Raw genomic sequence first — 16164 nt, 5'->3', positions numbered from 1 at the left:
CGGGGTGGGGGAGGGGGTGGCTAGCGCCGGGCCATGGAGCTGGAGCAGGCGCAGAAGTTGTGGCAGCCCGAGCCGGGCTGGTTGAACACGGCCACCTATGGACTGCCGCCGGAGCCGGTGTGGGACGCCGTGCAGCAGGTGCTCGCCGACTGGCGGACCGGGCGGGTGTCGTTCGAGGTGTGGGAGGAGTCGGTGGACCGCTCCCGGGCCGCCTTCGCGCGGCTGACCGGTGTGGACGTCGCCGACGTGAGTGTCGGTGCCAGCGCGTCGCAACTCGTCGCGCCGATCGCGGCCGGGCTGCCGGCGGGCGCGACCGTGGTGGTGCCCGAGACCGAGTTCACCTCGATCCTGTTCCCGTGGCTGGTCCAGCAGGAGCGCGGCGTGCGGGTACGCACCGTGCCGCTGGCCGGCCTGGTCGACGCGATCGACGCCGACACGGACCTGGTGGCGTTCAGCGTGGTGCAGTCCGCCGACGGCACTGTGACTCCGTACGACGAGATCGTCGCGGCGGCCCGGGCGCACGGCGCGTTCGTGGTGGCCGACGCGACGCAGGCGTGCGGGTGGCTGCCGTTCGCGGCGGACCGGGCCGACGCGGTGGTGGTGGCGGCGTACAAGTGGTTGATGGCGCCGCGGGGCTCGGCCTTCGCCTACCTGGCCCCGGTGCTGCGCGAGCGGATGCGCCCGGACGCGGCCGGGTGGTACGCCGGAAGCGACCCGCACGCCTCCTACTACGGACTGCCGCTACGGCTGGCCGACGACGCCCGGCGTTTCGACATCTCCCCGGCCTGGATGAGCTACGCCGGGGCGGCTCCGGCGCTGGAACTGCTCGCCGAGCTGGACCCGGAGGCGGTGCGCGCGTACGACGTGGGGCTGGCCAACCGGTTCCTGGCCGGGCTGGGCCGGCCGCCCGGCGACAGCGCGATCGTCACGGTGGACGTGCCGGACGCGCAGGAGCGGCTGGCCCGGGCGGGGGTGCGCGCGGCGGTACGGGCCGGCCGGGTCCGCGCCTCGTTCCACCTCTACACGACCGAGGCGGACGTGGACCGGGCGGTCGAGGCGCTGGCCGGCTGACCTCGCAACCGGAGAGTGGACGGGAGCGGCCCGAAAGCGGCGGGAACGGCCGGCGCGTCACTGCGCGCCGGCCGTCCCGAACCGCTCAGCAGACGTCGAAGGTCGCGGACGTGTAGGAGAGCAGCTCCCACTCCTGGTCCGGGCCGAGGGTCATGTCCCACCTGCCGTCGGTCCGGCGACCGAGCTGGAAGTAGTCGGTGGTTCCGTCGTAGGCGTACCAGCCCTCGCTCTCGTAGACGACGAGCCGGGTGGCCGCCCGGGACAGGGTCCTGGCCCCGACGACACCGTCGGCGACGAGGCCCCGGGCGCTCTGCCACCGCTTCGTGGCCGCCGTCGTCTGCGCCCCGAACCGGCAGTCGACGTCGGAGCGGGTGAGGTAGCCGTCGGCCCACAGGATCATCTGCCACATGGCGACGACGTTGCTGTACGAGCGTGTCGACGCCGAGATCGGGCCCTCGTCGCCCCAGTCGTCCCGCCAGTCGCCGGAACCCGCGATGTACCCCTGACTCACGCTCGCCGAGGCCGGTGCGGCCGAGACCGCGAGGACTCCGAGCATGGCGGCGGCCGTCGTGAGCGCGACGGCCGTGATTCGAGTACGCATGTGCATCTCCTCCGGCTGGTGGTGCCTTTGCCGGGGACACACCTGGCACCCGCATCCGGTTGCGCAGAGTCAGAGTTGGGACACAACGCGTCAGGCCAGGTGACCGCCGATCTTCGTGTACCCGCGCAGCAGGTCGCGGGAGATGATCAGCCGCTGCATCTCGTCGGTGCCCTCGAAGATCCGGTACAGCCGGACCTGCCGGTACCAGCGTTCGATCGGCAGCTCACGGGTGTAGCCCATGCCGCCGTGGATCTGGAGCACCCGGTCCACCACGCGGTTGACCATGCCGGCGCCGTAGAGCTTGCCCATTGAGGAGGCGTGCCGGGGGTCGAGGCCCGCATCGACCGTCCAGGCCGAGCGCAGGATCAGCCAGCGGGCCGCCTCCAGCTCGGTCTCCGAGTCGGCGATCATCCACTGGATGGCCTGGTTGGTGCCGATCGGCGCGCCGAACGTCTCGCGCGTGTTGGCGTGGTCGATCGCCATCTGGAGGACTCGTTCGGCGATGCCGACGGCGTGCGACGGAATGGTGTAGCGGCCCTTGCCGATCCACTCCATGCCGAGCGTGAAGCCCTGCCCGATCTCGCCGAGGATGTTGCGGTGCGGCACCCGTACGCCGTCGAAGATCAGCGAGGCCGGGCCGCCCTCGCCCATGGTCTGGATGAACTCGGACCGCCAGCCCATCGCGCGGTCCACCAGGAACGCGGTCGCGCCGCCTCGGCGGGCGCCCTTCTCCGGGTCGGTCACCGCGACCACGATGGCGAAGTCGGCGTCGTTGCCGTTGGTGATGAACGTCTTCTCGCCGTCGAGGACCCAGTCGTCGCCGTCGCGGCGGGCGCGCAGCTTGATGTTCGCCGCGTCGGAGCCCGCGCCGGGCTCGGTGATGGCGAAGCAGGAGATCCGTTCGCCCTCGATGGTGGGGATCAGGAATTCGCGCTTCTGCTCCTCGGTGGCGTGGAACAGGATGTTGTCGGCCTCGCCGCCGAAGCGGAACGGCACGAAGCTGCGGCCCAGCTCGGTCCAGATCAGCGACTGCATCACCGCGGGCAGGGCCATGCCGCCGTACTCCTCGGGCGTGGCCAGCCCCCAGAAGCCGAACTTCTTGGCCTTGAGCTGGAGTTCGCGCAGCTCGGAGCGGTCCAGGCCGGGCTGGTGGGCGCGCTCGCGGCGCAGCACCTCCGCCTCCAGCGGCATCACCTCCCGGGTGACGAACGTGCGAACGGTGTCCCGGATCGCGCGTTCCTCGTCGGACAGTGCGAAGTCCACGGTGCCCCCTCAGGTCGACTGGCTCTAAACTAGCGCTGGAAGTTTTCCCGCGTCCAGACCCGATGCCGAAAGGAGGATGATGACCAGGTGCCCCGACCCCGACAGGCCCTGCTCACCCGCGATCGGATCGTCGAGACCGCGCTGGCGCTGATCGACGCCGACGGGCTGGACGCGCTCTCGACCCGGCGGCTCGCCGCCGCGCTGGGCGTCCGCGGCCCTTCGCTCTACAACCACTTCGCCACCAAGGAGGAGATCCTCGACGCGGTGGCCGACGGCGTCGCGGCGACTGTCGATATCGGCGTCTTCGAGGAGCACGACTGGCTCGACGCGCTCGGCCGCTGGGCGCGCTCGTACCGGGCCGCGCTGGCCGCGCACCCGAACATCGTGCCGTACCTGGCGCAGGGGCCGGGCCGCCGTCCGGCCGCGCTCGCCATGGCCGACGCGGTCTACGGCTCACTGGTCCGGGCCGGCTGGCCGCCCGCGCGGGCCACGCACATCGGCGCCGCGATGCGCTACTTCGTGGCCGGGTCCGCGCTCGGCTCGTTCGCCCGCGGCTTCGTCGAGGACCCGTCGCTCTACGCCGCGCACCCGCACCTCAACCAGGCGCACCGCCTCGCCGGCCACCAGCGCAGCGTGGACGAGGGGGCGTTCGCGCTCGGCCTGGACGCGCTGCTGCACGGGCTGGCCGCCGAGTACGCGGCCACCGTCGCCCCGCTGGAACGGGTCGGCGGTCCGGAGTAGCGTCGAAACTCCCACCGCTAGTTTCCACCGCCCCCGAAGGACGCCATGGATCTCGCCGCCGCCCCTCCCGCCCTGCTGACGCGCCGCCACCTGCACGTCGCCGGTGACTGGGTCGACCCGTCGTCGGGCGACACCATCCCGGTCGAGAACCCGGCCACCGGGAGCATCGTCGGCGAGGTGCCCGCCGGCACGCCGGCCGACGTGGACCGCGCGGTCGCCGCCGCCCGCGCCGCGTTCCCCGGCTGGGCCGCCACCGCCCCCGAGCAGCGGGCCGCGCACCTGGACCGGCTGCACGCCGCGCTCGCCGCCCGCGCCGACGAGATCGCCCGCACGGTGGCGACCGAGCTGGGCACCCCGCTCAAGCTCGCCACGCGCGTCCAGGCCGGCCTGCCGCTGACAGTGCTGCGGACCATGGTCGACCTGGCCGCCCGCCCGGCCGCCGAGCACACGGTCGGCAACTCGCTCGTGGTCCGGGAGCCGGTCGGCGTGGTCGGGGCGATCACCCCGTGGAACTACCCGCTGCACCAGGTGGTCGCCAAGGTCGCGCCCGCGCTCGCCGCCGGGTGCACAGTGGTGCTGAAGCCGAGCGAGCTGACGCCGCTGACCGCGTACCTGCTGTTCGACGCGATCACCGACGCCGGCCTGCCGCCCGGCGTGGTGAACCTGGTGCCCGGCACCGGCCCGGTGGTCGGCGAGGCCCTCGCCGCGCACCCCGACGTCGACCTGGTCTCGTTCACCGGCTCCACCGCCACCGGCCGGCGCATCGCCCACCTGGCCGCCGAGCGGATCGCCCGGGTGTCGCTGGAACTCGGCGGCAAGTCGGCGAACGTCGTCCTGGCCGACGCCGACCTGCCCACCGCGGTCAAGGTCGGCGTGGGCAACGCGCTGCTGAACTCCGGGCAGACCTGCACCGCCTGGACCCGGATGCTCGTGCACCGCGACCGCTACGCCGAGGCGCTGGACCTGGTCGCGGCGGCGGTGGCCGGCTACCGGCTCGGCGACCCGTTCGACCCGGCCACCCGGCTCGGCCCGCTGGCCTCCGCCGCGCAGGCCCAGCGGGTACGCGACCACGTCGACCGGGCGCTCGCCGACGGCGCCCGGCTCGTCGCCGGTGGCCCGGACGCGCCACTGCCGCCGCAGGGGCACTTCGTGGCGCCCACCGTCTTCGCCGACGTGCACCCGGACAGCGCGCTCGCCCAGGAGGAGGTGTTCGGGCCGGTGCTCGCGGTGATCCCGTTCGCCGACACCGACGAGGCGGTCGCCATCGCCAACAACTCCCGGTACGGGCTGGCCGGCGCGGTCTGGTCGGCCGACGACGAGGCGGCGCTGGCAGTGGCGCGGCGGATGCGTACCGGCCAGGTGGACGTCAACGGCGGCGCGTTCAACCCGCTCGCCCCGTTCGGCGGCTACAAGCAGTCCGGCCTCGGCCGGGAGCTGGGCGGGTACGGCGTGGAGGAGTTCACCGAGGTGAAGGCGATCCAGCGATGAGGGCGCTCGTGGTGCGCGGCCGGGGCGAGACACCGGCGGTCGAGGACGTACGGCTGCCCGCGCCCGGCCCGGGTGAGCTGCGGGTACGCATCCGCGCCGCCGGCATCTGCCACTCCGACCTGGCCATGGTGGACGGCACGCTGGCGCCCGCGTACCCGCTGGTGCTGGGGCACGAGGCCACGGGCGTGGTGGCCGAGGCCGGGCCCGGCACGACGCTCGCGGTCGGCACACCCGTGGTGCTCAACTGGGCGCCGGCCTGCCGGGAGTGCTGGCACTGCCGGCACGGCGAACCGTGGCTCTGCGCCGCCAACCCCAACCCGTCGACACCCCGGGGCGAGACGGCCGCCGGCGAGCCGCTTCAGGTCACGCTCGGGCTCGGCGCGCTCGCCGAGGAGGTGGTGGTGCCGCAGCACGCCGCCGTGCCGGTGCCGGCCGGACTGCCGCCGGAGCAGGCCGCAGTGCTGGGCTGCGCGGTGCTCACCGGCGTCGGCGCGGTCCGCAACACCGCGCGGGTCGCACCCGGCGAGTCGGTGGCGGTGATCGGGCTCGGCGGGGTGGGCCTGGCCGTGCTGACCGCCGCGCGGCGGGCCGGCGCGTCGCCCATCCTCGCCGTGGACGTGGTGGAGGCCAAGCGGGACCTGGCGCTCGCCGCGGGCGCCACCGACTTCCTGCGCTCGGACGACCGGCTGGGCAAGGAGATCCGGGTCCGCACCGAGGGACGCGGCGTGGACCACGCGTTCGAGTGCGTCGGCCGGTCCGCCACCATCCGCGCCGCCTGGCGGGCGACGCGGCGCGGGGGAGCGGTCACCGTGGTCGGCATGGGCGGCAAGGACGACATGCTCAGCCTCTCCGCGCTGGACATCTTCCACTCCGCGCGCACGCTGCGCTCCTCGGTGTACGGCTCGACCGACCCGGACCGGGAGGTGCCGGAGCTGGCCGAGGCGCTCGCCGCCGGTGACCTGGACCTGGGGCCGCTGGTGAGCGGCACGGTGCCGCTGGCCGAGGCGCCCGCCGCGCTGGAGCGGCTGGCCCGCGGCGAGGGCGCCCGCTGGGTGGTCACCTTCCCGGACTGATCCGGCTCGGGCCGGATTCGCCGGTGGCGCATCCGGATCGGGCCGTGCGGACGAACCCCTGGGTAGGAGAGCTACCCGGGGGTACGTCCGTTGCTGACCGAGAACATGCCGGCCTGGGCCGCCGAGACGGCCCGCAAACGGCTGACCGCCGCCGCCGAGGACCTGGACGACAACCGGGTCGCCGGGCTGGTGCTCGACCTGGCCGCCGAGGCCGGGGTGGTGCCCGCCTGGGAACAGGTGTGCCTGCCGCTGCTGGGCACGCTGCGCGGCGACAGCGCCGCCGAGATCGCCGTCGAGCACGCCCTCTCCGAGGGGGTACGCGTCGGCCTGGACGTGTTCGGCCGTGAGCCGTCCCGGCCGCTTCCCGCCCAGGGCGTGCTGCTCGCCGGCGCCGAGCACGAGACGCACTGCCTCGGGCTGCACGCCCTCGCCGCGGCGCTGCGCGAACGCGGCCGGGGCGCGCTGCACCTCGGCCCGGCGCTGCCCTGGTCCGCGCTGGCCAGCGCGGTGGTCCGGGTCCGCCCGCGGGTGGTGGTGGTCTGGTCGCAGTCGCCGCTGACGGGCCGCGCGTACCGCCTGGTCCGTCTGCGGCGGGACCTGCCTGGGGTACGCGTGCTCGCCGCCGGTCCGGGGTGGATCGAGCCGTTCCCGCCCTCGTCGGCCGTGCCGCGACGCCTCACCACCCTCGGTGAGGCGACGCTGGCCTGCCTGGCCGGAGGCGGCGCCTGACGCCAGGGCGCCTGACCGGCCCGCGCCTGACGCCGGCTGCCTGTGGGCCCGCCTGACGCCCGCCGCCTGGCATCCGGTCAGCCGGCGCGGAGGCCGCGCAGCAGCGTGGCGACGGCGGCCTCCGGGTCGAAGCCGTCATCGGGGGAGGCGAGCTGGTTGCTCAGCAGCCCGTCGACGAGCGCCAGCAGCATCCGGAAGTGGGCGGGCGGATCGGCCGAGCCGAGCGTGGCGAGCAGCGGCTCGCCCCAGCCGGCCAGCCGTGCCCGGGCGGCCTCGATCGCCGGGCGCAGGTCGGGCCGCACGGCCGCCTCGACGAACAGCGCGTACCGGGCCAGGGTGACCACCCGCTGCTGGTCGGTGAACTCCCGGATCAGCCGGCCGACCACGGCGGCGAACGCGGCGACGTCGCCCGGGGGCAGGTCCGCGGCGAGCCGTTGCCAGGCCGCCGTCTCCACCTCGACCAGCCGGTCGAAGACGCCGGTGACCAGCGCCTCCCGGGTGCGGAACCGGTTGGACGCCGAGCCTTCGGGCAGGCCCGCCTCCGCGTCCACGGCCCGGTGGGTGAGCTGCCGCGGCCCTCCGGTGCCGAGCACCCGGATGGCGGCGTCGAGCAGGAGCTGCCGGCGATCGGTCACCCGGTCAGACTACAGCCGTAGTGCGGCCGACTACATCTGTAGTACGGTGACCGCATGGGCGGACGCGCGGTCGTGGTCGGGGGCGGCATCGGCGGGCTCGCGGCGGGCATCGGCCTGCGTGCGGCGGGCTGGGAGGTGACGGTCCTGGAGCGGTCGGCCGCGTTGCCGCACAGCGGCACCGGGCTCGGCATCTGGCCCGCCGCGATGCGCGCCCTGGACGCCCTCGGCGTCGGCGACGAGGTGCGCCGCCGGGGCAGCCGTCAGGCCGGCGGGTCGATCCGGCGTCCCGACGGCAGCCGGATCGCCACCGTCGACGTCGATCGGCTGGAACGCCGGCACGGCGAGCCGGTGCACCTGGTCACGCGGCCGGTGCTGCTCGCCGTCCTGGCCGGCGCGCTGCCCGGCCCGGCGCTGCGCCTCGGCGCCCCGGTGGTCGACCCGGCGCCACTGCTCGACGCGTACGACCTGGTGGTCGGCGCGGACGGGATCAACAGCGTGGTGCGCGCGGCGATGTACGGGCAGCGGTACCCGCTGCGCTACGCGGGCGCGGTGGCCTGGCGCGGCGTGGTCGACATGGATCTGGCCGAGGGTGGCGAGACCTGGGGGCGGGGGCGCAAGTTCGGGCTGACCCCGGCCGGGCCGGGCCGCACCAACTGGTACGCCGCGGTGCGGCTGCCCGAGGGGCACCCGGCGCCGCCGGACGACCGGGCCGAGCTGCGCCGCCTCTTCGGCGACTGGCATTCGCCGGTGCCGGAGGTGCTCGACGCGCTCACCCCGGAGGGGATCCTGCGGCACGAGATCCGCGACCTGACGCCGCTGCCGTCGTACGTGTCCGGGCGGACGGCGCTGCTCGGCGACGCCGCGCACGCGATGACCCCGGACCTCGGGCAGGGCGCCTGCCAGGCGCTGATCGACGCGGTCGCGCTCGCCGACTGCGTACGCGACGCCGGGGACGTGCCGGCCGCGCTGCGCGCGTACGACGGGCGACGCCGGCGGCCCACGCAGCGGATCGCGGCCGGCGCGCGGTGGGCCGGGCGGCTGTCCGGCGTGCGGCGGCTGCTGCCGGTACGGGACGCGCTGCTGCGGCTGGCGCTGGCGGCCGGCCCGCCCGCGTGACCTGAGACACATCCGATACGAACCCGTTCCGTATCGAAACCGGCTCACCTACGCTCGGCAACGTTACGAGTCTGGCCCGTATCGTATTTCGAACGCGGGTGAACCGGGGGGAGAACGGCAGTGGAACCGCACGAGAACACCGGACACCCGAGGAGGTGGGCGATCCTCGGGGTGCTGGTGATCAGCCTCCTCGTGGTCGTCCTCGACAACACCATCCTCAACGTCGCGCTGCGCACCCTGGCCGACCCGGTGCACGGCCTCGGCGCCACCCAGGGCGAGCTGGAGTGGGCGATCAACTCCTACACGCTCGTCTTCGCCGGGCTGCTGTTCACCTTCGGCGTGCTCGGTGACCGGCTCGGCCGCCGCCGCTTCCTGATCCTCGGGCTGGCGCTGTTCGGCCTGTCCTCGCTGCTGTCCGCGTACGCGCAGGACCCGGGCCAGCTCATCGCGGCCCGCGCGCTGATGGGCGTCGGCGGCGCGGCCATCATGCCGGTGACACTCTCGATCATCTCCAACGTCTTCGACCCGCGCGAGCGCGCCAAGGCGATCGGCGTCTGGGCCGGCGCGGTCGGCCTCGCGGTGGCGATCGGCCCGGTGCTCGGCGGCGCGCTGCTGGAGCACTTCTGGTGGGGCTCGGTCTTCCTGATCAACGTGCCGGTGGTGGCGCTCGGCGTGGTGCTCGTCGCGGCCCTGGTCCCCGAGTCACGCGACCCGAAGCCCGGCCGGGTCGACCTGCTCGGCGTGCTGCTCTCGGTGGTCGGCCTGGTCGCGCTCACCTACGGCATCATCGACGGCGGCGAGCACGGCTTCGGCCGCCCGCAGGTGTGGGTCGCGGTGCTCGGCGGTCTCGCGGTGCTCGCCTGGTTCGTCGCCCACGAGCTGCGCAGCGACCACCCGTCGCTGGACGTACGGCTGTTCCGGGTGCCCCGCTTCGCCGCCCCGGTGGCCCTGGTCGGGCTGGTCTTCTTCGCCGCCATGGGCGTGATGTTCTTCGGCGCGTTCTACCTCCAGCTCGTCCGCGGCTACAGCCCGCTGGAGAGCGGCCTGCTGTTCCTGCCGTTCGCCGCAGCCCAGCTCATCTTCGCGCCGCGCAGCGCGGCGATGGTCCGCCGCTACGGCGGCCGGGCGGTCGCCGCCGTCGGGCTGCTGCTCACCACTGTGGCGCTCGCCGCGTTCGTCTTCATCGACGCGGACACCCCGATCTGGATCTTCTCGGCGCTCGGTTTCCTCCAGGGCGCCGGGATGGCCAACATCATGCCGCCGGCCACCGAGTCGATCATGTCGTCGCTGCCCCGGGAGAAGGCCGGCGTCGGTTCCGCAGTCAGCAACACCGTGCGCCAGGTGGCCGGCGCGCTCGGCGTGGCGGTGCTCGGCTCGGTGCTCTCCGCCGTCTACCGCGACCAGGTCGGCCCGGCGGTGGCGGCCCTGCCCGCCCCGGTGCGCGACGCGGCCCGCGAGTCGGTCTCCGGGGCGTACGCGGTCGCCGGCCGGCTCGGCCCCGACGCGCCGCGGCTGATCGACGCGGCGAACGACTCGTTCGTCTCGGCCATGCACTGGGCGGCGGGCGCCTCCGCGGTGGTGGCCGCGCTCGGCATCGTGATCGTGCTGCGCTGGATGCCGGGCCGGCCGGTCGTCGCCCCCGACGCGACGCCGGTCACCGACCGGGAGTTGGCCGGTACCGCGTAGGTTCGTGGACAATGTCTGACATGACTTCCACGGCGGATGCTCCGCGGTCGCCCGGGCGACCGCGGAGCACCCGCGCGGACGAGGCGATCGTCGACGCCACCCTCGACCTGCTGGCCGAGGGCAGCACCATAGAGTCGCTGTCCATCGAGGCGATCGCGGCCCGCGCCGGCGTCGGCAAGGCCACCATCTACCGCCGCTGGCCGGGCAAGGACGCGTTGCTGCTGGACGCGTTGCGCACGCTCAAGGGGCCCGCGCCCCGCACGGCCGGGCGCTCCGTCCGCGACGACCTGGTGCTGCTCGTCGGCGCCGTGGGCCAGCACACCGACCCCCGGGTCCGCAAGATCATGCCCTGCCTGGTGCCCGAGGTGAACCGCAGCTCGGCCCACCGGCAGGCGTACGAGGCGATCGTCGAGCCCCGGCGCGCGGCGCTGCGCGAGGTGCTGCGCCGCGGGATCGAGCAGGGCGAGCTGCGCGCCGACCTCGACGTCGAGGTGACCATGTCGCTGCTCACCGCGCCGATGCTCACCCAGCGGATGCTGCGCTGGCACCCCGAGCGTGACGAGCGGATGCTGCCCGAGCGGATCGTGGACACGGTCCTGGACGGTCTGCGCGTGCGCTGATCCCGGGTCGCCGTGCCCGGCCGCTCAGCGGCCGGGCGTGCGCAGGCGGTGCAGGCGCAGCGCGAGCTGCACCTCCAGCGCCCGCTCCGGGCGCTGCCAGTCCGCGCCGAGCAGGTGCCCGACCCGCTCCAGCCGCTGGGTGACCGTGTTGACGTGCACGTGCAGCTGCTCGGCGGCGCGAGCCAGGCTGCCGCCCACCCCGAAGTACGCCTCCAGCGTCTTCACCAGCGCGGTGCCCCGCCGGGCGTCGTAGTCCAGCACCGGCCCCACCGTGGTGGCGAGGAACCGGGCCACGTCCCGGTCCCCGGCGTCACCGACCGCGCCCAGCAGCAACCCGACGAACCCCAGCTCGGCGGTGCTCGCCCCCTGCCCGGCCCGGCCCAGCGCACCGAGCGCGGACAGGCAGCGCTCCGCCTCGGCGAACGTGACAGCGAGCGACGCCGGGCCGGTCGACGGCCCGCTCGCCCCGGCGGTCACCGGCCGGCCGGTCACCCGGGACAGGTCCCGCGCCACCGCGCGTGCCGCACCACCGGCGTCGTGGCCGGGCAGCATCAGCACCACCCGCCCGTCGCGCGCCGCGGCCAGGCCACCCCGGGTCGAGGCGTACGTGGTGGCCCAGGACAGCACCCGCTGCCGGGCCGAGCCGGTCTCGGCGAACGCGTCGTCACCGACCGCGACCAGCACGTGCGGGGCGTCCAGGTCCACCCCGATCCGGCGCGCCCGTGCCCGCAGCGCGTCGGCGTCGCGCAGCGGCCGGGCGATCAGGTCGTCCAGCAGCTCGCCGCGGACCCGTCCCTCCGCCTCGGCCACGGTCCGGCGGAACAGCAGCAGCAACGCGGTCACCAGCGCGGCGCGTTCCAGGATCCGCTGGTCGGCGTCGACCAGCTCGTCGTCCGGGCGCAGCACCAGCGCGCCCAGGTTCTCCGCACCGGCCACCACCGCCGCGTACCAGAGCGGGCCCCGGCGCACGCTGCGCCCCTCCGTACGCGACGCGGCCACCGCCTCCACGATGTCGGCCCGGTCCGGCTCCTCGATCTCACCGACCCGGGCCAGCCGCCGGCCCTCGGCGTCCAGCGCCAGCAGCGCGCCGCCGAGCACCTCGGTGACCGCCGCCGCCACGTCCTCCATCCCGCCGCCGCGCACCACCAGCGCGGTCATCCGGTCGTGCGCGGCGGCGGCACGCTCCACCGAGCTGCTGTGCGCCCGGATGGTGCTGTTCGCCGCCGACAGCTCCGCCAGCGCCGCACGGGTCTCGGCGAGCAGCCGCGCGGTGTCGATCGCCACCGCCGCGTGCGCCGCCAGCGACACCAGCAGCGACACCTCCTCGCGGGCGAACGGCCGGGCCGAGCGGTTCGCCGCGTACAGCACGCCGATCACGCTGGACCCCAGCCGCAGCGGCACGCCGAGGATGGCCACCAGGCCCTCCTCGCCCACCCCGCCGTCGATCTCCCCGGTGTGCCGGAACCGCTCGTCCTCCTGGTAGTTCGAGGTGACGTACGGGGTGCCGGTCTGCGCGACCAGCCCGCCCAGCCCGTCGCCCAGCTCCAGCCGCAGCCGCTGGAACCGGGCCGAGATCGAGCCGTCGGTGACCCGCATGTACGTGTCGCCGCGCTCGTCGTCGTTGAGCGTCATGTACGCCACGTCGGTGCCGAGCAGGATCCGCGCCCGGTGCACGATCGCGCGCAGCACGTCGTCCAGGTCGCGCAGGCCGGCCAGGTCGCTCGCGGTGTCGTACAGGCCGGACAGCTCGGTCTCCCGGCGGCGCCGGCGGGCCAGCAGCGCCCGTACCCGCAGCGCCACCACCTTCGCCTGCTCCAGCTCGGCCAGCCGTTCGGCGGGCAGGCCGGCGGCGCGCGCGGCCACCAGCGGGCCCTCGAACTCGACCGCGGCGGCCTCGCGCGCCAGCAGCTCCAGGAACTCGACCGGCGACGACATGACCGACATTGTGCGCGGGGCCACTAGTTCGCCGTCCAGCCCCCGTCGAGGGCGATCGAGGTGCCGGTGAGGAACGCGGCGGGCGGCGAGCACAGGTACGCCACCAGTTCGGCCACCTCCGCCGGCTCGATCAGCCGCTTGATCGCCGCCCGGGCCAGCATGATCTTCTCGACCACCTCGTCCTCGCCGATGCCGTGGGTGGCCGCCTGGTCGGCGATCTGGCTCTCCACCAGCGCGGTGCGCACGTACGCCGGGTTGATGCAGTTGGCGGTGACACCGTGCGCGGCGCCCTCCAGCGCGACCACCTTGGACAGGCCCTCCAGCGCGTGCTTGGCCGAGACGTACGCCGACTTGAACGGCGAGGCGCGCAGCCCGTGCACCGAGGAGATGTTCACGATCCGGCCCCAGCCGTTCGCGTACATCCGGGGCAGCGCGCGGCGGATCAGCAGGAACGGCGCCTCCACCATCACCCGCTGGATGTACTCGAAGCGCTCGACCGGGAAGTCCTGCACCGGCGCGACGTGTTGCAGGCCGGCGTTGTTGACCACGATGTCGGCGTCGACGTCGAGCGCGTCCACCGCCGCCGGGTCGGCCAGGTCGATCCCGACGGCCCGGCCGCCGGTCTCGGCGGCCACCGCCTCGGCCGCCGCCACGTCGCGGTCCAGCACCACCACCGTCGCGCCGGCCGCCGCCAGGCGCAGGGCGCAGGCCCGCCCGATGCCGCCGCCACCACCTGTGACCAGCGCGGTGCGACCGGTCAGGTCGACGTGTACGACGTGGGGGACCGCCACGGGTTCTGCCGTCATGGCGCATGAACGTACGAGCCGGGTGCCCCCCGGCACATGGGGCGGCGACACATACTCCACCGCCCGCGTGTGTGGTGCGCCGCGTCACCGCCCGCGCCCGGCGTGTCCGCCCGCCCCGCTGTCGGCGCGCACCAGTAGGGTGTGTCGAACACACGTACTGCTGGCGGCTCGGGGAGGAGGCGGCGTGCGCGTGCTGGGCGTCGACCCGGGGCTGACCCGGTGCGGGGTCGGCGTGGTCGAGGGCGTGCCGGGCCGCCCCTGCACGCTCGTGGCCTACTACGTGGTCTACACCGACCCCGAGGACGACCTCGCGCTGCGCCTGCTGCACCTGGACCGCTCGCTCACCGACCTGGTCGCCGAGCACCGGCCGGACGCGGTCGCGGTGGAGCGCGTGTTCAGCCAGCACAACGTCCGGACCGTGATGGGCACCGCCCAGGCCAGCGGCGTCGCGGTGCTCGCCGGGGCCCGGGCCGGGCTGCCGGTGACGACGTACACGCCGAGCGAGGTGAAGGCGGCGGTGACCGGCTCCGGCCAGGCCGACAAGAAGCAGATGACCACCATGGTCACCCGGCTGCTGCGGCTGCCCGAGCCGCCGAAGCCGGCCGACGCCGCCGACGCCCTGGCGCTGGCCATCTGCCACGTGTGGCGCGGCGGCACGAGGTCCAAGCTGGCCGCCGCCGCGCAACAGGCCCGACGAGGAGGGACGCGATGATCGCGAGCGTACGCGGCACGGTGACCGCCACCGGCCCGGATCACGCGGTGGTGGAGGTGGGCGGCATCGGCCTGGCCGTGCAGTGCGCCCCCGGCACGCTCGCCGACCTGCGCGTGGGCCAGCCCGCCCGGCTCGCCACCAGCCTGGTGGTCCGGGAGGACTCGCTCACCCTCTACGGCTTCGCCGACGACGACGCCAAGCACCTGTTCGAGCTGCTCCAGACCGCCAGCGGGGTCGGTCCCCGGCTGGCCCAGGCGGTGCTCGCCGTGCACACGCCGGACGCGGTCCGCAAGGCCATCGCCAACGCCGACACCGCGGCGCTGACCCGGGTGCCGGGCATCGGCAAGAAGGGCGCCGAGCGGCTGGTGCTGGAGCTGCGCGACCGGGTCGGCCCGGTGCCGGTGGGCGCCGACGGCGCGGCCGGGGTGACCGCCGGCGCCTGGCCGGAGCAGGTCCGTCAGGCGCTCGTCGGGCTCGGCTGGACGGCGGGCCAGGCCGAGCAGGCGGTGGCCGCGGTGGCGGAGACCGTCGACGGCGAGACCCCGCCGGTGCCGGTGCTGCTCAAGCAGGCCATCCGCCTCCTGGGCCGGACCCGATGACCGGAGAGAACCTGGTCTCGGCGTACGTGGACGACGCCGAGCGGGACGCCGAGGCGAGCGTCCGCCCGAAGCGGCTCGACGAGTTCATCGCCCAGCACCGCGTCCGCGACCAGCTCGACCTGCTGTTGCAGGGCGCGATGCGGCGCGGCTCCCCGCCCGACCACATCCTCCTGTCGGGCCCGCCTGGCCTCGGCAAGACGACCCTGGCCAACATCGTCGCCGCCGAGCTGGGCACCGGGATCCGGGTGACCAGCGGCCCGGCCATCGAGCGCTCCGGCGACCTGGCCGCGATCCTGACCAGCCTCGCCGAGGGCGACGTGCTGTTCATCGACGAGATCCACCGGATCGCCAAGCCGGCCGAGGAGCTGCTCTACAGCGCCATGGAGGACTTCCGGGTCGACGTGGTGGTCGGCAAGGGGCCGGGCGCCACCGCCATCCCGCTCGACGTGGAGCCGTTCACGCTCGTCGGCGCCACCACCCGGTCCGGCCTGCTCACCGGCCCGATGCGCGACCGGTTCGGCTTCGTCGCGCACCTCGACTTCTACGCGCCGGCCGACCTGGAGACGCTGCTGCACCGGTCGGCCCGGATCCTCGGGGTGCCGATCACCGCGGACGGCGCGGCGGAGGTCGCCGGCCGGTCCCGGGGCACTCCGCGTATCGCGAACCGGCTGCTGCGCCGCGTCCGCGACTACGCCGAGGTCCGCGCCGACGGCGTGGTCACGCTGGAGACGGCGCGGGCCGCGCTGACCGTCTACGACGTGGACGCGCTGGGCCTGGACCGGCTCGACCGGGCGGTGCTGACCGCGCTGGTCGACTCGTTCCGGGGCGGCCCGGTGGGCCTGTCCACGCTCGCCGTGGCGGTGGGGGAGCAGCCGGACACGGTCGAGGAGGTCTGCGAGCCGTTCCTGGTCCGGGCCGGGCTGCTGGCCCGTACGCCGCGCGGGCGGGTGGCCACCGAGGCCGCCTGGCGCCATCTGGGCCGTACGCCCCCGAATGGTACATTTGGTACGGATGCCCCTCCGGGGCCCGATCTGTTCTCGGTGCAGACCGACCAGCCGTGATCCGTTCGTGATCTGTGCCGCATTCGGT

16 protein-coding genes are annotated in these 16164 nt (G+C 74.9%); 11 read left to right on the top strand and 5 right to left on the bottom strand.

Annotated elements, in window-relative coordinates; all coding sequences use genetic code 11:
* Positions 1 to 33: 33 nt before the first annotated feature.
* Entirely contained in the window at positions 34 to 1071 is a 1038-nt protein-coding gene (locus tag EAD96_RS04865) for an aminotransferase class V-fold PLP-dependent enzyme (RefSeq protein WP_121683428.1), read from the top strand.
* Between the two features lie 85 nt (positions 1072 to 1156).
* Here the strand turns inward: EAD96_RS04865 and EAD96_RS04860 are convergent, their stop codons facing one another.
* Together EAD96_RS04860 and EAD96_RS04855 are read right to left on the bottom strand one after the other, a co-directional pair.
* The gene (locus EAD96_RS04860; protein WP_158614777.1) at positions 1157 to 1672 is read right to left on the bottom strand and encodes a peptidoglycan-binding protein; all 516 of its coding nucleotides are present in this window, start codon (positions 1670 to 1672) and stop codon (positions 1157 to 1159) included.
* Between the two features lie 90 nt (positions 1673 to 1762).
* Entirely contained in the window at positions 1763 to 2935 is a 1173-nt protein-coding gene (locus EAD96_RS04855) for an acyl-CoA dehydrogenase family protein (RefSeq protein ID WP_121683426.1), read from the bottom strand.
* A gap of 87 nt (positions 2936 to 3022) precedes the next feature.
* On the opposite strand from EAD96_RS04855, the gene EAD96_RS04850 reads away from it, so the two are divergent.
* The 4 genes from EAD96_RS04850 (at position 3023) to EAD96_RS04835 (ending at position 6966) form a co-directional block, all read left to right on the top strand.
* Complete coding sequence (locus EAD96_RS04850) at positions 3023 to 3676, top strand: TetR/AcrR family transcriptional regulator (RefSeq protein WP_121683425.1); 654 nt, start codon at positions 3023 to 3025, stop codon at positions 3674 to 3676.
* A 45-nt stretch (positions 3677 to 3721) separates the two neighbouring features.
* On the top strand, positions 3722 to 5164 hold the full coding sequence (locus EAD96_RS04845; protein WP_121683424.1) for an aldehyde dehydrogenase family protein: 1443 nt from the start codon (positions 3722 to 3724) through the stop codon (positions 5162 to 5164).
* Positions 5161 to 6237, top strand: a complete 1077-nt coding sequence (locus EAD96_RS04840; RefSeq protein WP_199733068.1) for a zinc-binding dehydrogenase — start codon at positions 5161 to 5163, stop codon at positions 6235 to 6237. Before EAD96_RS04845 ends, EAD96_RS04840 begins: the two co-directional genes overlap by 4 nt.
* Positions 6238 to 6327: 90 nt before the next feature.
* Positions 6328 to 6966 (top strand): transcriptional regulator, encoded by a 639-nt coding sequence (locus EAD96_RS04835; RefSeq protein WP_233585454.1) that lies wholly within the window; start codon positions 6328 to 6330, stop codon positions 6964 to 6966.
* 77 nt (positions 6967 to 7043) lie between these two features.
* Here EAD96_RS04835 and EAD96_RS04830 read toward each other — a convergent pair whose 3' ends face one another.
* Positions 7044 to 7601, bottom strand: coding sequence for a TetR/AcrR family transcriptional regulator (locus EAD96_RS04830; RefSeq protein WP_120570547.1), 558 nt, complete (start codon positions 7599 to 7601; stop codon positions 7044 to 7046).
* Positions 7602 to 7655: 54 nt separating this feature from the next.
* On the opposite strand from EAD96_RS04830, the gene EAD96_RS04825 reads away from it, so the two are divergent.
* The 3 genes from EAD96_RS04825 to EAD96_RS04815 all read left to right on the top strand — a co-directional run bounded on the left by EAD96_RS04825 (position 7656) and on the right by EAD96_RS04815 (position 11023).
* The gene (locus EAD96_RS04825) at positions 7656 to 8717 is read left to right on the top strand and encodes an FAD-dependent monooxygenase (RefSeq protein ID WP_121683422.1); all 1062 of its coding nucleotides are present in this window, start codon (positions 7656 to 7658) and stop codon (positions 8715 to 8717) included.
* Positions 8718 to 8837: 120 nt separating this feature from the next.
* Positions 8838 to 10403 carry an MFS transporter gene (locus tag EAD96_RS04820; RefSeq protein WP_120570545.1) on the top strand — a complete coding sequence of 522 codons (1566 nt, stop codon included), beginning with the start codon at positions 8838 to 8840 and terminating at the stop codon, positions 10401 to 10403.
* An 11-nt stretch (positions 10404 to 10414) separates the two neighbouring features.
* On the top strand, positions 10415 to 11023 hold the full coding sequence (locus tag EAD96_RS04815; protein ID WP_120570544.1) for a TetR/AcrR family transcriptional regulator: 609 nt from the start codon (positions 10415 to 10417) through the stop codon (positions 11021 to 11023).
* Positions 11024 to 11047: 24 nt separating this feature from the next.
* Here EAD96_RS04815 and EAD96_RS04810 read toward each other — a convergent pair whose 3' ends face one another.
* A complete protein-coding gene (locus EAD96_RS04810) occupies positions 11048 to 12967 on the bottom strand; it encodes a helix-turn-helix domain-containing protein (RefSeq protein WP_121683421.1) in 1920 nt (639 codons plus the stop codon).
* A 14-nt stretch (positions 12968 to 12981) separates the two neighbouring features.
* Positions 12982 to 13764, bottom strand: a complete 783-nt coding sequence (locus EAD96_RS04805) for a 3-hydroxybutyrate dehydrogenase (protein ID WP_121683420.1) — start codon at positions 13762 to 13764, stop codon at positions 12982 to 12984.
* Positions 13765 to 13948: 184 nt separating this feature from the next.
* On the opposite strand from EAD96_RS04805, the gene ruvC reads away from it, so the two are divergent.
* From ruvC to ruvB, 3 genes are read left to right on the top strand one after another with little or no spacing between them, the layout of a single operon-like run.
* Positions 13949 to 14476, top strand: a complete 528-nt coding sequence (gene ruvC / locus EAD96_RS04800; protein WP_121683419.1) for a crossover junction endodeoxyribonuclease RuvC — start codon at positions 13949 to 13951, stop codon at positions 14474 to 14476.
* Positions 14473 to 15075, top strand: a complete 603-nt coding sequence (ruvA, locus tag EAD96_RS04795) for a Holliday junction branch migration protein RuvA (protein WP_121683418.1) — start codon at positions 14473 to 14475, stop codon at positions 15073 to 15075. Before ruvC ends, ruvA begins: the two co-directional genes overlap by 4 nt.
* Positions 15072 to 16136: a Holliday junction branch migration DNA helicase RuvB gene (ruvB, locus tag EAD96_RS04790; protein ID WP_121683417.1), complete on the top strand. Its 1065-nt coding sequence runs from the start codon at positions 15072 to 15074 to the stop codon at positions 16134 to 16136. Before ruvA ends, ruvB begins: the two co-directional genes overlap by 4 nt.
* Positions 16137 to 16164: the final 28 nt, after the last annotated feature.

This window comes from Micromonospora sp. BL1 (assembly GCF_003667485.1).
In the GTDB taxonomy this organism is placed as follows: domain Bacteria; phylum Actinomycetota; class Actinomycetes; order Mycobacteriales; family Micromonosporaceae; genus Micromonospora; species Micromonospora tulbaghiae.
The sequence above is the reverse complement of the archived record's forward strand: the minus strand, read 5'-3'. Positions and strand labels throughout refer to the sequence as shown.